Origin of the sequence: Pseudomonas sp. ES4 (genome assembly GCF_050586665.1) — a bacterium.
GTDB classification, from domain to species: Bacteria; Pseudomonadota; Gammaproteobacteria; order Pseudomonadales; family Pseudomonadaceae; genus Aquipseudomonas; species Aquipseudomonas frederiksbergensis.
This window is the reverse complement of record NZ_JBOBDO010000016.1, coordinates 1-19,919: the sequence shown is the minus strand read 5'-3', so window position 1 is coordinate 19,919 and position 19,919 is coordinate 1. Positions and strand designations below refer to the sequence as shown.

The 19,919-nt window shown below is 60.0% G+C and carries 21 protein-coding genes; 11 read left to right on the top strand and 10 right to left on the bottom strand.

Annotated elements, in window-relative coordinates; genetic code table 11:
- Positions 1 to 540: 540 nt before the first annotated feature.
- Positions 541 to 1,308 carry an SDR family oxidoreductase gene (locus tag ACQ4OB_RS17930; protein WP_430956152.1) on the top strand — a complete coding sequence of 256 codons (768 nt, stop codon included), beginning with the start codon at positions 541 to 543 and terminating at the stop codon, positions 1,306 to 1,308.
- Between the two features lie 194 nt (positions 1,309 to 1,502).
- Positions 1,503 to 2,408: a cation diffusion facilitator family transporter gene (locus tag ACQ4OB_RS17925; protein WP_074873282.1), complete on the top strand. Its 906-nt coding sequence runs from the start codon at positions 1,503 to 1,505 to the stop codon at positions 2,406 to 2,408.
- Positions 2,409 to 2,444: 36 nt separating this feature from the next.
- Here ACQ4OB_RS17925 and ACQ4OB_RS17920 read toward each other — a convergent pair whose 3' ends face one another.
- The 7 genes from ACQ4OB_RS17920 to ACQ4OB_RS17890 all read right to left on the bottom strand — a co-directional run bounded on the left by ACQ4OB_RS17920 (position 2,445) and on the right by ACQ4OB_RS17890 (position 7,683).
- Positions 2,445 to 3,572 carry an AGE family epimerase/isomerase gene (locus ACQ4OB_RS17920; protein WP_430956151.1) on the bottom strand — a complete coding sequence of 376 codons (1,128 nt, stop codon included), beginning with the start codon at positions 3,570 to 3,572 and terminating at the stop codon, positions 2,445 to 2,447.
- Positions 3,573 to 3,748: 176 nt separating this feature from the next.
- On the bottom strand, positions 3,749 to 4,321 hold the full coding sequence (locus ACQ4OB_RS17915) for a HupE/UreJ family protein (protein ID WP_074873290.1): 573 nt from the start codon (positions 4,319 to 4,321) through the stop codon (positions 3,749 to 3,751).
- A gap of 35 nt (positions 4,322 to 4,356) precedes the next feature.
- A complete protein-coding gene (ureG, locus tag ACQ4OB_RS17910; RefSeq protein WP_430956150.1) occupies positions 4,357 to 4,971 on the bottom strand; it encodes an urease accessory protein UreG in 615 nt (204 codons plus the stop codon).
- 37 nt (positions 4,972 to 5,008) lie between these two features.
- On the bottom strand, positions 5,009 to 5,683 hold the full coding sequence (locus tag ACQ4OB_RS17905; RefSeq protein ID WP_430956149.1) for an urease accessory protein UreF: 675 nt from the start codon (positions 5,681 to 5,683) through the stop codon (positions 5,009 to 5,011).
- Entirely contained in the window at positions 5,680 to 6,180 is a 501-nt protein-coding gene (gene ureE, locus ACQ4OB_RS17900; RefSeq protein ID WP_430956148.1) for an urease accessory protein UreE, read from the bottom strand. Before ureE ends, ACQ4OB_RS17905 begins: the two co-directional genes overlap by 4 nt.
- Positions 6,181 to 6,423: 243 nt before the next feature.
- The gene (locus tag ACQ4OB_RS17895) at positions 6,424 to 7,056 is read right to left on the bottom strand and encodes a TetR family transcriptional regulator (protein ID WP_074873302.1); all 633 of its coding nucleotides are present in this window, start codon (positions 7,054 to 7,056) and stop codon (positions 6,424 to 6,426) included.
- A 156-nt stretch (positions 7,057 to 7,212) separates the two neighbouring features.
- Positions 7,213 to 7,683 carry a hypothetical protein gene (locus ACQ4OB_RS17890; protein WP_008157373.1) on the bottom strand — a complete coding sequence of 157 codons (471 nt, stop codon included), beginning with the start codon at positions 7,681 to 7,683 and terminating at the stop codon, positions 7,213 to 7,215.
- A 387-nt stretch (positions 7,684 to 8,070) separates the two neighbouring features.
- On the opposite strand from ACQ4OB_RS17890, the gene ACQ4OB_RS17885 reads away from it, so the two are divergent.
- Positions 8,071 to 10,146 carry an AsmA family protein gene (locus tag ACQ4OB_RS17885; protein ID WP_430956147.1) on the top strand — a complete coding sequence of 692 codons (2,076 nt, stop codon included), beginning with the start codon at positions 8,071 to 8,073 and terminating at the stop codon, positions 10,144 to 10,146.
- Positions 10,147 to 10,259: 113 nt separating this feature from the next.
- Here ACQ4OB_RS17885 and ACQ4OB_RS17880 read toward each other — a convergent pair whose 3' ends face one another.
- A complete protein-coding gene (locus ACQ4OB_RS17880) occupies positions 10,260 to 11,183 on the bottom strand; it encodes a LysR substrate-binding domain-containing protein (protein WP_430956146.1) in 924 nt (307 codons plus the stop codon).
- A gap of 123 nt (positions 11,184 to 11,306) precedes the next feature.
- Here ACQ4OB_RS17880 and ACQ4OB_RS17875 point away from each other — a divergent pair, with 123 nt between their 5' ends.
- The 3 genes from ACQ4OB_RS17875 to ACQ4OB_RS17865 all read left to right on the top strand — a co-directional run bounded on the left by ACQ4OB_RS17875 (position 11,307) and on the right by ACQ4OB_RS17865 (position 13,252).
- Entirely contained in the window at positions 11,307 to 11,945 is a 639-nt protein-coding gene (locus ACQ4OB_RS17875) for an FMN-dependent NADH-azoreductase (protein ID WP_074873310.1), read from the top strand.
- Positions 11,946 to 12,251, top strand: a complete 306-nt coding sequence (locus ACQ4OB_RS17870) for a DMT family transporter (RefSeq protein ID WP_008157366.1) — start codon at positions 11,946 to 11,948, stop codon at positions 12,249 to 12,251.
- A gap of 110 nt (positions 12,252 to 12,361) precedes the next feature.
- Entirely contained in the window at positions 12,362 to 13,252 is an 891-nt protein-coding gene (locus ACQ4OB_RS17865; RefSeq protein WP_430956145.1) for an esterase/lipase family protein, read from the top strand.
- Between the two features lie 116 nt (positions 13,253 to 13,368).
- On the opposite strand, the gene ACQ4OB_RS17860 is transcribed toward ACQ4OB_RS17865, so the two are convergent.
- Complete coding sequence (locus ACQ4OB_RS17860) at positions 13,369 to 14,244, bottom strand: DMT family transporter (RefSeq protein WP_430956144.1); 876 nt, start codon at positions 14,242 to 14,244, stop codon at positions 13,369 to 13,371.
- A gap of 96 nt (positions 14,245 to 14,340) precedes the next feature.
- Between ACQ4OB_RS17860 and ACQ4OB_RS17855 the strand changes: the two genes are divergently transcribed.
- The 3 genes from ACQ4OB_RS17855 (at position 14,341) to ACQ4OB_RS17845 (ending at position 16,754) form a co-directional block, all read left to right on the top strand.
- Positions 14,341 to 15,135, top strand: coding sequence for an AraC family transcriptional regulator (locus tag ACQ4OB_RS17855; RefSeq protein WP_174553763.1), 795 nt, complete (start codon positions 14,341 to 14,343; stop codon positions 15,133 to 15,135).
- 64 nt (positions 15,136 to 15,199) lie between these two features.
- The gene (locus tag ACQ4OB_RS17850) at positions 15,200 to 15,505 is read left to right on the top strand and encodes a PsiF family protein (RefSeq protein WP_074873318.1); all 306 of its coding nucleotides are present in this window, start codon (positions 15,200 to 15,202) and stop codon (positions 15,503 to 15,505) included.
- Positions 15,506 to 15,740: 235 nt separating this feature from the next.
- Complete coding sequence (locus ACQ4OB_RS17845; RefSeq protein WP_074873320.1) at positions 15,741 to 16,754, top strand: AI-2E family transporter; 1,014 nt, start codon at positions 15,741 to 15,743, stop codon at positions 16,752 to 16,754.
- Positions 16,755 to 16,893: 139 nt separating this feature from the next.
- Here the strand turns inward: ACQ4OB_RS17845 and ACQ4OB_RS17840 are convergent, their stop codons facing one another.
- Positions 16,894 to 18,168 carry an Hsp70 family protein gene (locus ACQ4OB_RS17840; RefSeq protein ID WP_430956143.1) on the bottom strand — a complete coding sequence of 425 codons (1,275 nt, stop codon included), beginning with the start codon at positions 18,166 to 18,168 and terminating at the stop codon, positions 16,894 to 16,896.
- A gap of 289 nt (positions 18,169 to 18,457) precedes the next feature.
- On the opposite strand from ACQ4OB_RS17840, the gene ACQ4OB_RS17835 reads away from it, so the two are divergent.
- Together ACQ4OB_RS17835 and ACQ4OB_RS17830 are read left to right on the top strand one after the other, a co-directional pair.
- Positions 18,458 to 19,405 carry a DnaJ C-terminal domain-containing protein gene (locus tag ACQ4OB_RS17835; protein WP_074873327.1) on the top strand — a complete coding sequence of 316 codons (948 nt, stop codon included), beginning with the start codon at positions 18,458 to 18,460 and terminating at the stop codon, positions 19,403 to 19,405.
- Between the two features lie 23 nt (positions 19,406 to 19,428).
- Positions 19,429 to 19,734: a chaperone modulator CbpM gene (locus ACQ4OB_RS17830; RefSeq protein ID WP_074873330.1), complete on the top strand. Its 306-nt coding sequence runs from the start codon at positions 19,429 to 19,431 to the stop codon at positions 19,732 to 19,734.
- Positions 19,735 to 19,919: the final 185 nt, after the last annotated feature.

Here is a 19,919-nt window from a genome sequence, read left to right as displayed (position 1 = left end):
AACGTGGGAGTAGCTGGCTGAAAGCCTTTGAAACCGTGGCTTGCAGAGTTGTGGTTGTTTTTTGATCAGGGGTTTTTACGCGGCGTCGAGCGGGCTTTGTCAACCTTTTTGTTGGCGATGAAACCGGGCTGAAACCGGGCCAGGCTGCCTGTGGATAAGTCTGTGGTTAAACTCTGGAAAGACTCGGCTGAAGGCCGTAGTTACTGGCTTGGCGCCATCGTCGGTATGACCGGTCAATCGTGCAAAATGCCATGGGCTACACACCGCGCGTTCCACGGTCAAGCAAATAAATTTCCAATTTGCCCGCAAAGCCTTGTGCACAGCGGCTTTCAGCTTTTTCACTTGCCCCCGGAAACTGTGGACCGGCCTGTGGATAAGGTGCGCGCACATGGCTGGAAGCCACGGCCGGTAAGGCGCTGCGACGTTTGATCGTTTTTTGTACAGCTTCTGCGGTAGTTGCTGCTGTGGGCAAGGCCGGGCATGCTGGCTGCTGATTTTCTATTCCCGTGGCTGCCGATCAGCCGAAGCAAGGAGAACACGATGTCCAACACCCTGTTTATTACCGGCGCGACCTCCGGTTTTGGTGAAGCCTGCGCCCGTCGTTTTGCCGAAGCCGGCTGGAAACTGGTGCTGACCGGCCGTCGTGAAGAGCGCCTCAATGCGTTGTGCGCCGAGTTGTCGAAGCAGACCGAGGTCCATGGCCTGGTGCTCGACGTGCGTGATCGCAAGGCCATGGAGGAGGCGATTGCCAACCTGCCGCCGTCCTTCGCCAAACTGCGCGGGCTGATCAACAACGCTGGCCTGGCCCTGGGTGTTGACCCGGCGCCCAAGTGCGACCTCGACGACTGGGACACCATGGTCGACACCAACATCAAAGGCCTGATGTACAGCACTCGTCTGTTGTTGCCCCGCCTGATTGCTCACGGTCGCGGTGCCGGCATCGTCAACCTCGGCTCCATCGCCGGCAACTACCCGTACCCGGGCAGCCATGTGTATGGCGCGAGCAAGGCATTCGTCAAACAGTTCTCCCTGAACCTGCGCTGCGACCTGCAAGGTACGGGCGTGCGGGTCAGCAACATCGAACCGGGCCTGTGCGAAAGCGAGTTTTCGCTGGTGCGTTTCGCCGGTGACCAGGAGCGTTTCAACGCGACTTACGCAGGTGCCGAGCCGATCCAGCCGCAAGACATCGCCGACACCATTTTCTGGGTGCTCAATGCCCCGGCTCACATCAACATCAACAGCCTTGAGCTGATGCCGGTGAGCCAGACGTGGAGCGGGTTTGCGATTGAGCGTAATGCCAAGGCGTAAGACCGCGTAACGGCCAATCGCGAGCAGGCTCACTCCCACAGGGAACGCATTTTGAACCCACAGGGAACGCATTCCAGTGTGAGAGCGGGCTTGCTCGCGAAGAGGCCGGCACAGGCAAAACAACACATAAGCTAGACTCCTCGTCCAATAACCCCACCGCACCCCGCGGTTTCAAGGTTTTCAGAGGAGGTTATGTGAGTAACCGAGGTGAGCAGTCGCTGCTCAAACAATCGACCCTCCTGATGCTCGCCGTGGCGATTGCCGGGATCGTCACCGGTTTTGTTTCGGGTGCCCAATCCATCCTGTTCGATGGCTTTTTTTCGTTGATCGCGACCTTTATCAAAGTCCTGATGCTGATCACCGCCAAGCTGATCGCCAAGGAAAGCAACCAGCGCTTCCAGTTCGGCTTCTGGCACCTGGAGCCGATGGTGCTGCTGATCGAAGGCAGCTTTCTGTTCTTGATTGCGATCTACGCCTTTCTCAACGGTGTGTTCGGCATCATCAATGGCGGACGCGAGATTGAACTTGGACTGGTGATCATCTACGCGGCGGTGTTTACCGTTGTCGAGTTCGCGTATTTCTTCTACATCCGCCACCGTAATCGGCGGCTCAAATCAACGCTGATCCAGTTCGACAACATCAGCTGGCTGGTGGACGCGATGCTGTCGGTGGGCTTGCTGGTGAGTTTTCTCGCCGCGCTGCTGCTCAAGGCGCAGGGTTATGGCCAATGGGCGGTGTACGTCGACCCGCTGATCCTGATTCTTTTGGCCCTGAGCATGCTTGCACCGGCCTTCAAAATCCTCGGCCCGGCCTTGCGCGACGTGCTGGGGATTGCGCCGGATCAACTGGACGACAAGGTGCGCCAGGTGATGGACGCGGCGAAACTTGAGCATGGCTTCGACGACTACGTTTCCTACGTGCAGAAGCACGGACGTGCCCGTTTTATCGAGATTCATGTGGTATTGCCGGTGGAGTATCCGCTGAAGAGCGTGGGGCAGCTGGACAGCCTGCGGGAAGAGATTTCCACGAAGCTCGGCAAGCCGGATGCGGCGCGATGGCTGACCATCAGCTTTACCGGTGATCGAAAATGGATTGCGTGATCAGCCTGTGACCTCTTTGAGGTCCTTCGCGAGCAGTCAACCGAGATAGTCGACCAAGCTGCGATAACAAGTCGCCAAGTGATAAGGCGTGGTCGACGGCATGTCCTGTCGGCTCACGTCACCGTTCTGATCCCTGCACTCATACCAGCCGCCCGAATGCAGGAAACGCTGCTGCAACGCCCGCAGTTGGCGCAGTACCGCGTCCTCGCTATCGGGTCGCAAGGTCAGCGCCCGCAGGTATTCGGCTTGAGCCCAGATTCGTTGGGTGGCGTCTTTCGTAGGGCCACCCGGTTTGAGCATCGCCCGAACAGCACCGGTCTGTGGATCGACGCCCCGTTGTTCAGTGAACGCGAACGCGCGTTCCAGTGACGTGTGCAGTGCCGAGCCGCGCAGCAACGGCGACGATTCCAGGAGGAAATACCATTCGAACTGATGCCCTGGTTCAAACCAGTTATCCACAGCCTCCAACGGCTGTTCCATCAACACACCGTATTGCGGATCGATAAAGCGTTGCTGCAGGGCTGTGCATAACTCGACCAGCGCGTGTTGCACTGCGACGTCATCGCGCACCGACAGCGTGGCGAGGAAGGCTTCAGCCAGGTGCATCAGGGGATTTTGCAGTGGGCCGGATTTTAGCGAGGACCAGTCGCGGTCGAGGCTGGCTTCATACAGGCCGTCGCCCGTGGCAAAGCGCTGCGCAACCACTTCCAATGCGGCGTTGAGCACCGATTCCACCCGCGGCTCGCGGACTTTGTCCCAATAATGGGCGCAAGCGAACAGGATGAAGGCGTGGGTGTAGAGGTCTTTGCGCTGATCCAGCGGCGCACCTTGCGGATCGACGCTGTAGAACCAGCCGCCATGCTCGGCATCGTGGAAATACTGCTGCAAGGAGCGGAACAGCGCTGCGGCGCGCTCTTCGGCGGCGGGTACCTGGCCGATCAGGCTGGAAAACAGATAGAGCTGACGCGCGCAGGCCATGGCCCGGTAGCGTTGGGGCTGCAAGGGTTGATGCTCGGCGTCCAGCGCTTCATAGGGCAGCGCCATGTCGGCATTCCAGCCGGGCCCTTGCCAGAGCGGCACGATCACGTCCAAAAAGTGCTGTTGCACCGAGGCAAACAGAGCGGTCAATTCAGGCTGGGAGGCGGAGCGGGAAACAGGCGGCATTGGCTGGCGTCGTCACGGCAGGGTTGATTGCGCGACATGTTATCAGAGTGAACGCATCGATCGTTCCCATGCTCTGCGTGGGAATGCAGCCCGGGACGCTCCGCGTCCCTTTCGAAGCGGACGCGGAGCGTCCAATGAGGCATTCCCACGCGGAGCGTGGGAACGATCATGGTCGGCTAGCCCGCCAGCAACCACACGCCAGTCGCCGCCGAAGCCGCTCCCGCCAACCGAACCAACGGCGCCGCCGCTTGCGGCAACACCCGCACTACGGCGTAACCCAATCCATGCAACGCAGCCGTCGCTGCTACAAAACCCGCCGCGTACGGCCAAGGGCTCGACATCTGCGGCAACTCCAGTCCGTGCGCCACCCCATGGAACAGCGCAAACAAAGCGGTTGCCGCAACGGCGAGGCTCAACGGCGGACGCACGGCCAAAGCCACCGCCAGACCCAGCGCCAGCACCGACGCCGCAATGCCGCTCTCAAGTGCCGGCAGGTTCAGACCTTCAAACCCCAGCAACCCGCCGATCAGCATGATGCCGACGAACGTGCATGGCAGCGCCCAGCGTGCAGCGCCTTTCTGTTGTGCCGCCCACAAACCGACTGCAAGCATCGCCAACAAGTGGTCGAGGCCGCCGATCGGGTGGCTGATCCCGGCGATCAAACCATTATCGTCATGCCCCGGGTGGGCGAAGGCGATAGCTGGGGCCAGCAGCAGGGCCATGGCGCCCAGAATGCGTTTAAGTGTCATGGATAAGCTTCCTTGTTGATAAAAGTTGATCGTGTTCACGCCGCTATCAGCAGGCCCTGGCGTTCGATGAAGGCGATGATTTCTTCCAGGCCGAGTCCGGTTTTCTGGTTGCTGAAAACGAACGGTTTGCCGTTGCGCATGCGTTTGGTATCGCTGTCCATCAGCTCCAGCGACGCACCCACCAAGGGCGCGAGGTCGATTTTGTTGATCACCAGCAGATCCGATTTGCAGATCCCTGGCCCACCCTTGCGCGGCAGCTTGTCGCCGGCCGAGACGTCGATCACGTAGATGGTCAGGTCGGACAGTTCCGGGCTGAAGGTGGCGGACAGGTTGTCACCACCGGACTCCACAAGGATCAGGTCAAGCCCCGGAAAGCGGCGGTTCAATTGGTCCACGGCTTCGAGGTTGATCGAGGCGTCTTCGCGAATCGCCGTGTGCGGGCAGCCGCCGGTTTCCACGCCGATGATTCGCTCCGGCGCCAGGGCTTCGTTGCGCACCAGGAAGTCGGCGTCTTCGCGGGTGTAGATGTCGTTGGTGACCACCGCCAGTTTGTAGCGGTCGCGCAGCGCCAGGCACAGGGCCAACGTCAAAGCGGTTTTGCCGGAACCGACCGGGCCGCCGATGCCGACGCGCAGAGGTTGTGTGTTCATGTGCTTCTCCAAAATAACAGGGCCAAAATTACAGGCCCTAGGAACGGAATAGACGACTGTACTGGCGCTCATGGGCCATGCACGCCAGGGACAGGCCGAAAGCGGCGCTGCCACAGTGTTCGGGGTTGATTCGGCTGGCGTTCTGCTGGGCTTGTTGCAGCAGCGGCAGCAGTTCGCTGGTCAGGCGTTGCGCGGCTTGCTGGCCCAGCGGCAGGGTTTTCATCAGTACTGCCAGTTGGTTTTCCAGCCAGCTCCAGAGCCATGCGGCCAGGGCGTCTTGCGGGCTGATATTCCAGGCGCGAGCGGCCAGTGCCCAGCCGAGGGCCAGGTGCGGCTCGGGACGTTGTTCGAGAAAAGCACGGGCGGGCACATCGAGTTCTGGCAAACCGTTGAGCAGTTGCTGCAACGAATAACCCATCTGCCGACTTTCCTGATGCAGCTCGCGGGTTTCCCGACTGGCGCGATGTTCTTCGCAGCGTTGCAGCAGTTCACCCCAGTTTTCTTCTGCTGCGGCCACGCAATGGGCGAGCAGCAACGGCGCTTCGAAACGCGCCAGGTTCAGCAGTAACTGATCGCTGATCCAGCGACGTGCGCTGTCAGGATCATTCACTCGGCCGTTATCCACCGCCATTTCCAGACCTTGGGAATAGCTGTAACCGCCAATCGGCAACTGCGGACTGGCCAGGCGCAACAACGCCCAGGCCGGGTTCATAGCCGCACGCCGAACTGATGCAATTTCGGCGGGTAGTTGAAGTCTTCATCGCCGTGACGGGAATGGTGGTGGCCGCCGCCATAAGCACCGTGTTCCGGCTGGAACGGCGCTTCGATGTTCTCGACCTTGGCATTAAGCTGCTCGAGCATGGCCTTGAGTACGTAGTCGTCGAGCAGGCGCAACCAGCCATCGCCGACTTGCAGGGCGACGTGGCGGTTGCCGAGGTGATAGGCGGCGCGAGTCAGTTCGAAAGCATTGGCGCAGGTGACGTGCAGCAGTTGTTCGGCCCGGGCGCAGATGCGCACGATGCGCCCGTCTTCGGCTTGCAGGCATTCACCGTCATGCAGCGGCGGCTGACCGCGCTCCAAAAACAGCCCGACGTCTTCACCCTCGGCACTGAAACAGCGCAAACGGCTTTTGCTCCGGGCTTCGAAGTTGAGGTGCAACTCGGCGGCCCAGACGGGTTGAGGGTCGATTCTGCGATGAATCACCAACATCGGAAGGCTTCCAGCAATGGACAATGCTTAGGCTAGAGCAAGGGGCTTGCCAATCGGGTGATGCGTAGGAAATGCCTGTCGGAGCTCAGTGGATGTTTCAGAATTTTGGATCATGTTGGTGCGTGCGGGGTTTTCGCGCACCAATGTGGGAGCGAGCCTGCTCGCGATGGCGGAGTATCAGTCACATCAAGTGTTGACTGTTGCGACGCTATCGCGAGCAGGCTCACTCCCACAGGGGGGTATTTACTCGGTGCTGCCGAGGCCTTGCCAGTGTTTGAGGCCGATAAAGATAAAGCGCAACTGCTGGGTGATTTTTGCCTGCGGGGTCAGATGTTCGGGCAGCGCCTCGGCAGGCGGATCAATGATGTCCGGCAAGGTCGCGAACACGCTTTTGACAATCAGGTCAGCCATGACACTCAGGCCGGCGAGGTCCAGGTGTTGCAGCTTCGGCATCAAGGACAAGTCGGCCGCCAGGTCCGAGCTGATGTCTTCACGCAATCGGCCAATGGCCTGGCGCACGGGCAGCGAACCGCCGTACTGCTCGCGAGCGAGGAACAGGAACTGCGAGCGATTGGCGCTGACCACGTCGAGAAAGATCCGCACCGAGGCGTCGATGATGCCGCCCATGACGAACTCGTTGTGGCGCACCAGGCGAATGGTTTCGCGGAAGGTCTGGCCGACTTCACTTACCAGCACCAGGCCCAGTTCATCCATATCGGCAAAATGCCGGTAGAAACCGGTGGGCACGATGCCGGCGGTTCTGGCGACTTCGCGCAGGCTCAGGCTGCCGAATCCTCGGCCGCATTCCATCAAGTGGCGGGCAGCGTCCATCAGGGCGTTGCGGGTCTGTTGTTTCTGTTCGGCGCGGGGCAGCATCGCAAGGGTGTTTTCTGGATAAGACAGCGGCGCACTCTAGCAAATCGGCTTTGCCGGCGTCGAATGACTATCAGGGAATCAAGCGGGGAAGTGAGGCCTCTATAACGTCAAAAGCCCAATCCGGGGATTGGGCTTTTTTTCAGGGCCGCCATGGGCTCAGCTCAAGGCGCTGTTGCGTTCGATGACACGGTCACCACCACCTTCGGCCAGGGTCTGACCTTGTGGAGTGCGGTCGGAACCGTCAGCCGCCAGGGTCTGGCCTTGTGGAGTGCGATCGGAACCGTCAGCAGCAAGGGTTTGACCTTGTGGAGTGCGATCGGAACCGTCAGCAGCCAGGGTCTGACCTTGTGGAGTACGATCGGAACCGTCAGCAGCGAGGGTTTGGCCTTGTGGGGTACGGTCGGAACCATCAGCAGCCAGGGTCTGGCCTTGTGGAGTGCGGTCCGAGCCATCCTGGGTGATCAGGCCTTTTTCTTTCAGGCGATCATTGCCACCTTCGGCAACGGTTTGGCTGAACACCGAGTGGGTGGATTTGACTTGTGGGGTTGCTTGGTCAGCCGCTGGCAGGGCGAAAGCAGTGCTGGCCAGCATCGAGAGGGTAAGGCTAAGCAGTAATTGGCGTTTCATGATCGGGTGCTCCGTAGGAGGGCGGTAAAGTGGGTACGAGGGCAATGCTACTCTCGATAAGTCGATACAAAAGTTCATAAACGCAATGGTAATAATCAACGGAATTGATTGTTCCGTGAGACAGCTCTAAATCGGGCGTTTCCGGCGGATGTTTTTGCGCTGGGATGGGTATTTTCCACTCATCTGCGCATTGCAAAAGTGCGGGGCCGGTAACGCTGGACTCGGGGCGCATCCTCTCGCCGACCGATTATTTGAACGTTAAGCGGAATTTCGGTTAAACCTGCGCACCATTTCCAAGTCCTAAACTCAACGGCAGGCCGGTTCTGGCCTAACGTTTCAAACGTGCGTCGCAGTCAGGGCGCTCAGTCGTATCAGGAGCCCTGTGCAATGACGCGCACTCGTAAAGCATTTATCTGGACCCTCGCCAGCCTTGTTGTCCTGCTGGCTGCATTGGTTGTGATCATTGCGTTCTTCGATTGGAACCGGATCAAACCATCGCTTAACGCCAAGGTTTCCGAAGAGCTGCACCGCCCGTTCGCCATCAACGGCAACCTGGCGGTGATCTGGCAGCGTGAGCCCGAGGAGGGCGGCTGGCGCGCCTGGGTGCCGTGGCCGCATGTCGTGGCGCAAGACTTGAGCCTGGGTAACCCGGACTGGTCGAAGAAACCGCAGATGGTCACCCTCAAACGCGTCGAGCTGCGCATCTCGCCCCTGGCCTTGCTGGCGCAGCGCCTGGTCATTCCGCGCATTGACCTGATCGAACCGAATGCCGACCTCCAGCGCCTGGCCGACGGTCGTGCTAACTGGACCTTCAAGTTCGACCCCAAGGACCCGAACGCCGAGCCTTCAAACTGGGTGGTGGACATCGGTGCGATCGGCTTCGACAAAGGCCATGTCATCCTCGACGACCAGAACCTCAAGACTCAGCTCGACTTGATCATCGACCCGCTGGGTAAACCGATTCCGTTCAGTGACATCGTCGGTGACAAAGCCGCGAAAACCGCCGCGGAAAAGGGCGCCGCGCCGCAGGATTACGCGTTCGCGCTGAAGGTCAAAGGTCAGTACCACGGCCAGACACTCGCGGGCGAAGGCAAGGTCGGCGGCTTGCTGGCGTTGCAGGATGCGTCCAGACCGCTCCCGCTTCAGGCACAGGTGAAAATCGCTGACACCCGCGTGGAACTGGCGGGCACCCTCACCGATCCACTGAACCTCGGCGCCCTGGATTTGCGCCTGAAACTGGCGGGTACCAGCCTGGGCAATCTCTACCCGCTGATCGGCGTAACCCTGCCGGACACACCGCCGTACGAAACTGACGGGCACTTGATCGCCAAGTTGCAGGAAGCGGGCGGTGCAGTGTTTCGTTACGAAGAATTCAACGGCAAGATCGGTCAGAGCGATATCCATGGCAGCCTGGTGTATGTCGCCAGTCAGCCGCGCCCGAAACTGAGTGGATCGCTGGTTTCCAACCAATTGCTGTTTGCCGACCTCGCCCCGCTGATCGGTGCCGATTCCAACGCCGAACAAAAGGCTCGTGGCGGCGAAAGCAAGCAGCCGACCGACAAGGTGTTGCCGGTCGAAGAGTTCAAAACCGAGCGCTGGCGGGTTATGGATGCGGACGTCGAGTTCACCGGCAAGCGCATCGTCCACAGCGAAAAACTGCCGTTCAACGATCTCTACACCCACCTGATACTCACTGACGGCGTACTCAGTCTGGAACCCCTGCGCTTCGGGGTGGCTGGCGGCAACCTGGACGCTCAGATTCGCCTCAATGGCCGAACCGAACCGTTGGAAGGCCGCGCCAAACTCACCGCACGCAAGTTCAAACTCAAGCAGTTGTTTCCGACCTTTGAGCTGATGAAAACCAGTTTCGGCGAGCTCAACGGTGACGCCGACATCACCGGTCGTGGCAACTCGGTGGCCAAACTGCTGGGCTCTGCCAATGGCAATCTGAAGTTGCTGATTAACGATGGGGCCATCAGCCGTGAGTTGATGGAGCTGGCCGGGCTGAACGTCGGCAACTATGTGGTCGGCAAGATCTTTGGCGACAAGGAAGTGAAGATCAACTGCGCTGCCGCCGACTTCGACATCCAGGCGGGTCTGGCGACTACGCTCCTGTTCGTCTTCGATACCGAAAACGCGATCGTCTACATTGATGGCACCGCCAACATGGCGACTGAGCAACTGGACCTGACCATCACCCCGGAATCCAAGGGCTGGCGCGTGATTTCGCTGCGTTCCCCACTGTATGTGCGGGGCAAGTTCATCAAGCCTGATGCCGGTGTGAAGGCTGTACCGCTAATGCTGCGTGGGGCGGGAATGGTGGCGTTGGGTGTGCTTGCCGCGCCGGCGGCGGGCTTGCTGGCGCTGATAGCGCCGAGCGCTGGCGAACCGAATCAGTGCGCTCCGTTGCTGGAACAGATGAAGGCCGGCAAGGCGCCGGTCACCGTCAAACCCACCCGGTAGCCACAGATCGTTCCCACGCTCTGCGTGGGAATGCCTCTACGGACGCTCCGCGTTCGGCCTTTATGGGACGCAGAGCGTCCCGGGCTGCATTCCCACGCAGAGCGTGGGAGCGATCAGTCAGTTGCCGAAAGCTGCGACCTTGGCAATAACCCTGACAACGCTGCTTCTTCCTGCAACCAGGCAAAAAATGCCCGCACCGGTGGGTGCCGTTCGCGCCCCGGCACGCACAGTGCAGCGTAACCGGCGCCATCGACCTGAACTTCACCCTTGTAAGCCACCAGCAAACCATTGGCCACGCTCTCGGACACCAGAATATTGCTCGCCAGCACCAGGCCTTGCCCGGCAATTGCCGCTTGCAGGGCGTAGTGCTCTTCGTCGTATTCGCGAACCGCGGGTTGCCCGGCAAGCCAGTTTTCGCCGGATTTTGCGCACCAGGCCTCCCAGCCGTGAGCGTACAGCTTGGAGTTGTGCCAGCGCACGCTGATCAGCGTCGGCGCCCGGCTGGCGGCCAAGGCGACTTGCTCCGGCGAGCCATAGACGCCGAAGGATTCGTCGAACAGGCACAGCCCATAAAGGTTCGGGTAGTCATCGAGGCTGTAGCGCACCACCAGATCGACGCTGGCGTCCTGATGCAGATCGATGACTTCACAATGGGTGTCGAGCCGCAGGCTGATGTTCGGGTGCCGGGCGTAGAACCGGCCCAGTCGTGGCACCAGCCACAACGCGGCGAAAGCGGCGGTGGTGGAGATTGTCAGGCTCGCGCCGCTACGTTGCGGGCGCAAGGTATCGACACTTTGCGCCACTTCCAGCAAGGCACCGTGCAAGCTGTGGAACAGCCATTCACCGCAGTCCGTCAGGCGCACTTGCCGCGGCAGTCGCTCGAACAGCGGCACGCCGAGCCAGGTCTCCAGCGAACGGATCTGATGGGAAACCGCCGTCGGCGTCACCGCGAGTTCTTCGGCGGCCGCCTTGAAGCTCAGCAGGCGCGAGGCGGACTCAAAGGCGCGCAAGGCGGTCAGCGGCAGCGAGGCAAACATTTGAAAGCTCCATGGATGAAATCAATTCATCCAAACTGATTTTTTCTCATTTGAAGAAAGACTGCGATGCGCTTCAAGCTGCAAGTCACCAGCAGTTTGAGTTTAGTTCTTCAGGAGATACAGATGAGCACAATTCTTGCCGTACATGCCAGCCCCCGTGGCGAGCGTTCTCACTCCCGGCGCTTGGCCGAGGTGTTCCTTTCAGCCTGGCAGGCGGCCAATCCGCAGTCGCACCTGACCCGTCGCGAAGTCGGTCGGGCGTTGATTCCGCCGGTCAACGAGGCGTTTGTGGCCGCCGCGTTTTACCCCGAACCCGATGCGCGACCACTGTCGATGCAGGCCGACCTGGCGTTCAGCGATGAACTGGTGGGCGAGTTACTCGGTCACGATTTGTTGGTGATTTCCACGCCGATGCACAACTTCAGCGTGCCCAGCGGCCTCAAGGCCTGGATCGATCAGATTGTGCGGCTGGGGCTGACCTTCAATCACACCCTGGACAATGGCATCGCTCAATACGAGCCGCTGGTGCAGGGCAAAAAGGCGTTGATCGTCACCAGTCGCGGCGGGTTCGGTTTCGGGCCCGGTGGGGAACTTGAGGCGATGAACCATGCCGATCCGTTGTTGCGAACGGCGTTGGGCTTCATCGGCATCACCGACATCACGGTCGTGGCCGCCGAAGGCGAAGAGTCCGAGGAACGCACCTTCCAGATCTCCGCGGCCGAGGCCGAGCAGCGCTTGCTGGCGTTGGCCAGGGTGTTCTAGATGGCCTGGCTGTTTTTGCTGATCGCCGCCGGCTTCGAAGTCACCTTTGCCATGGGCATGAAGTACGCCGAGGGCTTCACCCGGCTCTGGCCGTCGATGATCACCGTGGTGGCCGCGGTGGGCGGGATCTACTTCCTGACCCTGGCCATGCGCGAGTTGCCGGTGAGCATCGCTTACCCGATCTGGACCGCCATCGGCTCGCTGGGCACGGTGTTTCTCGGGTTTGCGTTGCTCGGTGAAAGCCTGACGGCGGTCAAACTGGTATCGGTCGGATTGATCGTTGCGGGGGTGGTGGGGCTCAAGTAGGGCGGGATGTCATAGACTGGTCGTCGAGTTGTCATCTTCAATACCGATGCTTGGCTGATGTCTTGCATTCAAGCCTTGCTTCACCTCACCGATCACAAGGACGTTCGCCCATGTCGCAAGGTTCCGCCACGCGTTATCCGTTGGTGCTGGTCCCGGGAATGCTCGGGTTTATCCGTCTGCTGATCTATCCGTATTGGTACGGGATCATTTCTGCGCTGCGCCGGGGTGGGGCGACGGTATTTGCGGTACAGGTTTCTCCGCTCAACTCCAGCGAAGTGCGTGGCGAGCAGCTGCTGGCGCGGATCGAGGAAATCCTGCGGGAAACCGGGGCCGAGAAAGTCAACCTGATCGGCCATAGCCAAGGCTCGCTCACCGCCCGTTACGCCGCTGCCAAGCGTCCGGATCAGGTGGCGTCGGTGACGTCGGTGGCCGGGCCCAATCACGGTTCGGAACTGGCGGATTACCTGCACAAACACTATCCGGGAGACAGCGCCAAGGGGCGTTTGCTCAGCGTTTTGCTGCGCTGGATCAGTGCGCTGATGTGCCTGCTGGAAACCGGGTATCGCGGACCGAAATTGCCGGTGGATATCCCTGCCTCCCATCATTCCCTGACGACCGAAGGGGTGGCGCTGTTCAATCAGCGTTATCCACAGGGCCTGCCTGAAACCTGGGGTGGGCATGGGCCGGAAGAGGTCAATGGCGTGCGGTATTACTCCTGGTCCGGGACCTTGCAGCCGGGCAAGACCGATGGCGGGCGAAACCGGTTTGATGGGACCAACCGCAGTTGTCGGTTGTTTGCCAGGACCTTCGTTCGAGAGGTCGGGCATTGCGACGGGATGGTCGGGCGCTACAGCTCCCATCTGGGGACGGTGATTGGCGATGAGTACCCGATGGATCACTTCGATATCGTCAATCAGTCGCTGGGTTTGGTGGGCAAAGGGGCTGACCCGGTGCGGTTGTTTGTCGAGCATGCGGCGCGGCTGAAAGCGGCTGGGGTTTAGACCCCTGTGGTGAGGGGGCTTGTCGGAACGCCGCACCGTCCCGTTGGGCTGCGAAGCGGCCCCGAATTGCGACCGCTTCGCGCTCGAGCGGGAGCAAGCTCCCTCGCCACAAAGGATTAGGCGCGGCCGAGAACCGTGGTCCAGCGCTCCGAAAGAATCACCCCACCCAACGTCAACATCCCGCCCACCAGGTGATACATCGCCAACTGCTCATGCAGCACCACCGCCGCAATTAGCGCAGTAATCAACGGTAGCAGATTGAAAAACAGCGTGGTCCGGCTCGGCCCCAGGCGGATCACGGCCTGCATCCACGCCAATGGCGCAACCATCGAGGCCAGCAGGCAGGCGTAAAGCACCAGCGGAATATTCTGCAAGGTCGGGCCAATCTTTGGCGAGGCGACAAACAGCGGAAACAGCACCACCACCGCCACCCATACCTGCAAGTACAGCAACACCAGCGGCGGCAAACGCAGCTGCCACTTTTTCAGCAGCGTGCTGTAGATCGCATAGGCCAGGGTGGCGATCAGCATCATCGCGTCACCCAGGTTCACCCCGTGTTCGAGCAACGCACCCAGGCTGCCGGACGAGACGACCACCAAAACCCCCGCGAACGACAGCACCGCACCGGCCAGTGCGCCGATAGTCAGGCGCTGGCCGAGGCTGATGATCGCCATGGCCAGCGACATCAGAGGCATCAGCGACAGGATGATGCCCATGTTGGTGGCCGAGGTCAGGCTCGCCGCGAAGTACGCCAGGCTTTGGTAAACCGCCATGCCGAGCACGCCGAGGACAAAGATCTTGCCCAGGTTCGGGCGGATCGCTGGCCAATGGGCGATCACCGGTTTGAGCATGAAGGGGGTGAACAGCAGTCCGGCAAGCAGCCAGCGGTAGAAGCCGATCTCGGCGGGGAAGATCGCCCCGGCCGACATCTTGGTGATCACGGTGTTGCCGGCCCAAATGAAAATGGCCAGCAGGGGATAAGCGTATTGCATCAGAGAAAACCAGAGCGTTAATGAGGGGTGATTATCACCTGTCTGGATATCAGCCTATACTTCGATCCAGACAACCTGCCCCTGATGACGGACAGCATGAACAGTAAACACATCGATCTGCTCGACTTCAGCGAACTGCCTGCCCCGGTGTACTTCCGTTACGCCGACTTTGATGCGCATCGTTATGCCTCGGCGCACCGTCATCCATGGGGCACGCTGGAGTATTCGGCCCACGGCGTATTGCACATGGAAATCGGTGGCAGCCGCTTCATGTCACCGCCGCAATACGCGGTGTGGGTGCCGCCGCAGACCGAACACAGCTTCTATAGCCATCAGCCGATCAACTATCGCGCGGTCTGCCTGGCTCCGCCGATGTGCCAGGACCTGCCGCAACAGGCCTGCACCCTGGCCATCAGCGACATCCTTAAAGCGATCCTCAAAGACTTCGCCAGCCGCGATGTGAAGATTCCCGAGCGCGAAGCCGACCAACGTCTGGCCCAGGTGTTGGTGGACCAACTGCAGCAGGCGCCAGTGCAGGAGTGTTATTTGCCCTACGCCAGCAGCCCTGGCTTGTTCGGGATACTCGAAGCCTTGCAGGCCGAGCCCGGTGATAACCGACCTTTGGCGGAGTGGGCCGCGCAGATCCATGTCAGCGAACGCACCCTGGCGCGGCGGTTCGTGCGTGAATTGGGCATGAGTTTTGGCGAGTGGCGGCAGCGGTTGCGGTTTCTGGCGGCGATCGAAGCGCTGGACAGTCACCGCAGCATTCAGGAGATCGCATTCGACATGGGCTACAGCACTGGCTCTGCGTTTATCGCGATGTTTCAACGCCAGGCGCAGTGCACGCCGGAACAGTATCGACGCAGTCACCTTGAGGCCAGGAAGGTGTAACAGGTGTTGTCTACACTCCTGAGCGAGGCCGTGCTCGTCGGCGCGGCAACAAGGAGAAAACTCCATGAAGATGTTGCGTGTCCCTTTGTTGATGATCGGTCTGCTGTTCTGCGCCCAGGGCTTTGCCGCCACCGAGCAACAGAACAAGATGACCACCTGCAATGCTGACGCTACCGCGAAAAGCCTCAAGGGAGACGAACGCAAAGCTTTCATGAGCAATTGCCTCAAAGCGGCGCCCGCCGCCGATGCCGCCAAACCCCTTACCCCTCAGCAAGAGAAGATGAAAACCTGTAATGCCGATGCGGCCACTCAGGCGTTGAAAGGCGATGCGCGTAAAGCCTTCATGAGCGAATGCCTGAAGAAAAAATAATCATTGGGCCGCAAGTTGTGGGGCTGGGAGGGCCTCATCGCGAGCAGGCTCACTCCCACATTTGTCCTGCGGGCACAGATCCATTGTGGGAGCGAGCTTGCTCGCGATGAGGCCGGCAAGGGCACTGAAAAAAACCGCCAGTGCCCCCACTTAGGCCAACCTGCACAATCCCTAGTGCTTGCACCGGAACGCTGGCAGACTGCCAATCCTTTTACGCCGTTCGTTTTGAGGCTGTATGCCAACGTTTTCTCAACGCCAAGTCTTGCAAGCCATCAGTTGGGTCATCATTTTCGGCGGTTTGTTGCTGGTGATCCCGCTGCGATTACTGCCGAGTTTGCTGGCCGGCCTGTTGGTGTTCGAACTGGTCAACATGCTCACCCCGCAATTGCAGCGGCTGATTGAAGGTCGGCGTGCGCGCTGGCTGGCGGTGGCGTTGTTGGGGACGCTAGTGGTCAGTGTGTTGACGCTGATCTTTGCCGGTGCCTTCAGCTTTCTGCTGCATGAAGCGGAAAATCCCGGCGCTTCTCTCGACAAATTCATGGTCGTGGTTGATCGGGCACGCGGGCAACTGCCGCCGTTCATCGACGCCTATCTGCCCGCCAGCGCCGCCGAGTTCCGCGTGGCGATTGGCGAATGGGTCAGCAAGCATCTCAGCGATTTGCAACTGGTGGGCAAGGATGCGGCGCACATGTTTGTGACGCTGCTGATCGGCATGGTGCTGGGGGCGATCATTGCCTTGCAACGCGTGCCGGACGTGACCAAGCGCAAGCCATTGGCTGCTGCGCTGTTCGACCGCTTGCACCTGCTGGTCCAGGCGTTTCGCAACATCGTGTTCGCCCAGATCAAGATTTCCCTGCTCAACACCTTCTTCACCGGGATTTTCCTGGCAGTGGTCCTGCCGATGTTCGGGATCAAGCTGCCCCTGACCAAAACCCTGATCGTGCTGACGTTCCTGCTCGGCTTGTTGCCGGTGATCGGCAACCTGATGTCGAACACCCTGATCACCATCGTCGGTCTGTCGCTGTCGATCTGGGTGGCCGTGGCGGCGTTGGGGTACCTGATTGTTATCCACAAGCTCGAATACTTTCTCAACGCGCGCATCGTTGGCGGGCAGATCAGTGCCAAGTCGTGGGAGTTGCTGCTGGCGATGCTGGTGTTCGAGGCCGCGTTCGGCCTGCCGGGGGTGGTGGCAGGGCCGATTTATTACGCGTACCTGAAGAGTGAGTTGAAGCAGGTGGGGATGGTTTGATTACCACCCGATCGTTCCCACGCTCTGCGTGGGAATGCCGCCATGGACGCTCTGCGTCTGCTGTTGAGGCTGTGACGCGGAGCGTCACGGGATGCATTCCCACGCAGAGCGTGGGAACGATCACTAGCTCGGGTTCGGGTCAGTCCATGTTGCCGTAGCGCTTCATCGCTTCAATCGCCAAGCCACTGCCGATGCTGCCGAAGATGTTCCCTTCCACATGCCGCGCGTTCGGCAACATCGCCGAGACGCTGTTGCGCAGTGCCGGAATACCGCTCGAACCGCCGGTGAAAAACACCGTATCGACCTGATCGACTCGTACATTGGCGTCGTTCAACAGCTGGGTCACGCTGTTACGCACGCGCTCAAGCAGGTTGTCGATGGCCGATTCGAACAGTGCCCGGCTCAGTTCCACGCTCAACCCCGGTTCGATGCGGTCCAGCGGCACATGGCGGCTGTCGGCGTGGGTCAGCTGGATCTTGGTTTCTTCCACTTCCATGGCCAGCCAATGGCCGGCGCGCTGGTCGATCAGCTTGAACAGGCGATCGATGCCGCCGGTGTCTTCGATGTCGTAGCGCATGCTGCCCAGCGCCAGGGTCGACTTTTGCGAGTACACCGAGTTGATGGTGTGCCAGGTCGCCAGGTTCATGTGGTGGCTGGTCGGCATGTAGGCGCCGCTTTTCATCCGGCTGCCGTAGCCGAACAGCGGCATCAGGCCTTGCAGGCTCAGCTGCTTGTCGAAATCGGTCCCGCCGATGTGCACGCCGCCGGTAGCGAGGATGTCATCGTGGCGGTTGTCGTGGGTACGGCGTTCAGGGGACAGGCGCACCAGCGAAAAGTCCGAGGTACCACCGCCGATGTCGACGATCAGCACCAGCTCTTCTTTTTCGATGGTCGACTCATAGTCGAAGGCCGCCGCAATCGGTTCGTACTGGAACGAAACATCCTTGAAGCCGATGGCGCGGGCCACGTCCACCAAGGTGTTTTCGGCTTCCTGGTCGGCCAATTCATCGTCATCGACGAAAAACACCGGACGACCGAGCACCACTTCATCGAACTCGCGACCGGCGGCGGTTTCGGCGCGCTTCTTCAGTTGGCCGATAAACAGCCCAAGCAAATCCTTGAACGGCATTGCCGTGCCGAGGACGCTGGTGTCGTGCTTGATCAGCTTGGAGCCCAGCAGGCTCTTGAGCGAGCGCATCAGCCGGCCTTCATAACCTTCCAGGTACTCTTGCAGCGCGAGGCGGCCGTACACCGGGCGGCGTTCTTCCATGTTGAAGAAGACCACCGAAGGCAGGGTGATCTTGTCGTCCTCCAGCGCGATCAGCGTTTCCATGCCGGGGCGCAGCCAGCCGACGGTGGAGTTGGACGTGCCGAAGTCGATACCACAGGCACGGGCTGGAGATGCGTTTTTCATGTCTATCGAGTTCCGGTTAAAAAACGGCCGCGCAGTGTATGTCAGTGCGGCGCAGATTCGAAGGCCGACTATCCGCTAAATCTCAGCGATTAGCGCCTTGATAAGACGGCCAGATGCCCCAAACTTGTCTGCATTGGCCCTGGCAGCCCTCGGACGGTCGCAAGAACCGCCCACTGCTGCCGAAAAACTTCTGATGCGCTGCCACCTTGAGATCGATCAACCTGGCGGCTGCCAAAGAGCGCATGCTGCCGGTAGTGGCGCGATATCGATAACGGATGGTGATCCTTAGATGGACTTCAAAGACTATTACAAGATTCTCGGTGTGGAACCGACCGCGGACGATAAGACGATCAAGGCCGCCTATCGCAAGCTGGCGCGTAAATATCACCCGGATGTCAGCAAGGAAAAGGACGCCGAGTCCAAATTCAAGGACGCCTCGGAAGCCTATGAAGCGCTGAAAAGCGCCGACAAGCGCGCCGAATACGACGACTTGCGCAAATACGGCCAGCACGGCCAACCGTTCCAGGGCCCGCCGGGTTGGCAGGGGCGTGGCGCAGGTGGTTTCGGTGGTGGTCAGGACACGGGCGATTTTTCGGACTTCTTCAGTTCGATCTTCGGCAACCGTGGCCCTGGTTTTGGTGGTGGACAGTCGGGCCGCAGCGCCGGACGTCGAGGGCAAGACGTGGAAATGGAACTCGGGATTTTTCTGGAAGAAACCCTTTCGAGCGAATCGAAGAAGGTTACTTTCCAGGTGCCGCAGTACAACGCTGCCGGCCAGCATGTCAGCAACACCAGCAAAAGCCTGAACGTGAAGATCCCGGCCGGCGTGGCCGACGGCGAGCGCATCCGCCTCAAGGGCCAGGGGGCTCCGGGCACGGGTGGCGGGGCCAATGGCGACTTGTTCCTGATCATTCGCTTTGCGCCGCACCCCAAGTTCGACGTCGAAGGCGAGAACCTGATCATTACCTTGCCGCTGGCGCCGTGGGAGTTGGCATTAGGGACTGAGGTGGCAGTGCCTACCCTGACAGGCAAGATCAACCTCAAGATCCCGGCCGGCAGCCAGAACGGCCAGCGCATGCGCGCCAAGGGCCACGGTTTGCTGAACAAGGCCGGTCATCGCGGTTATCTGTTTGTACAGCTCAAGGCAGTCATGCCTAAAACCTCGGACGACGAGGTCAAGGCGCTGTGGCAGGAACTGGCGAAAAAAGCGGCTTTCAACCCCAGAGAAAACTTCTGATCCAAGAGACGGAGTAGCCCATCATGAGCAACCCCCTGATCGTTCAACTGGACCTGGCAGAATTCTGCGAGGCGACCGACCTGCCGGACGTCTACGTGATCGAAATCGTCGAGCACGGCATCCTCGAACCTCAGGGCAAGCAGCCCAAGGATTGGCGTTTCACCGATTATGAGTTGGTGCTGGCCAAACGTGCCGCCAAGCTGCGGCGCGACCTTGAGCTGGAATGGGAAGGCGTCGCCCTGGCGCTGGACCTGCTGGAAGAGGTCCAGCAACTGCGGGCCGAGAACCGCATGCTCAAGCAGCGGTTGGCCCGGTTGGTGATCGAGTAGTTCAACATCAAAAGATCTGGCCTTTTTGAGATTGATACTCTGGTAGTTGATGTATCGGCAAGGTGTGGTGGTATTTATATATATCCATCTCTTTAATGTTCGAATGATTATTCAACGATTGCCCGCAAAGTTCAGCGGGTTTTTAGTCTTTTGTTTTATTGCGCAGGATTTAAGCTGAGGGCTTT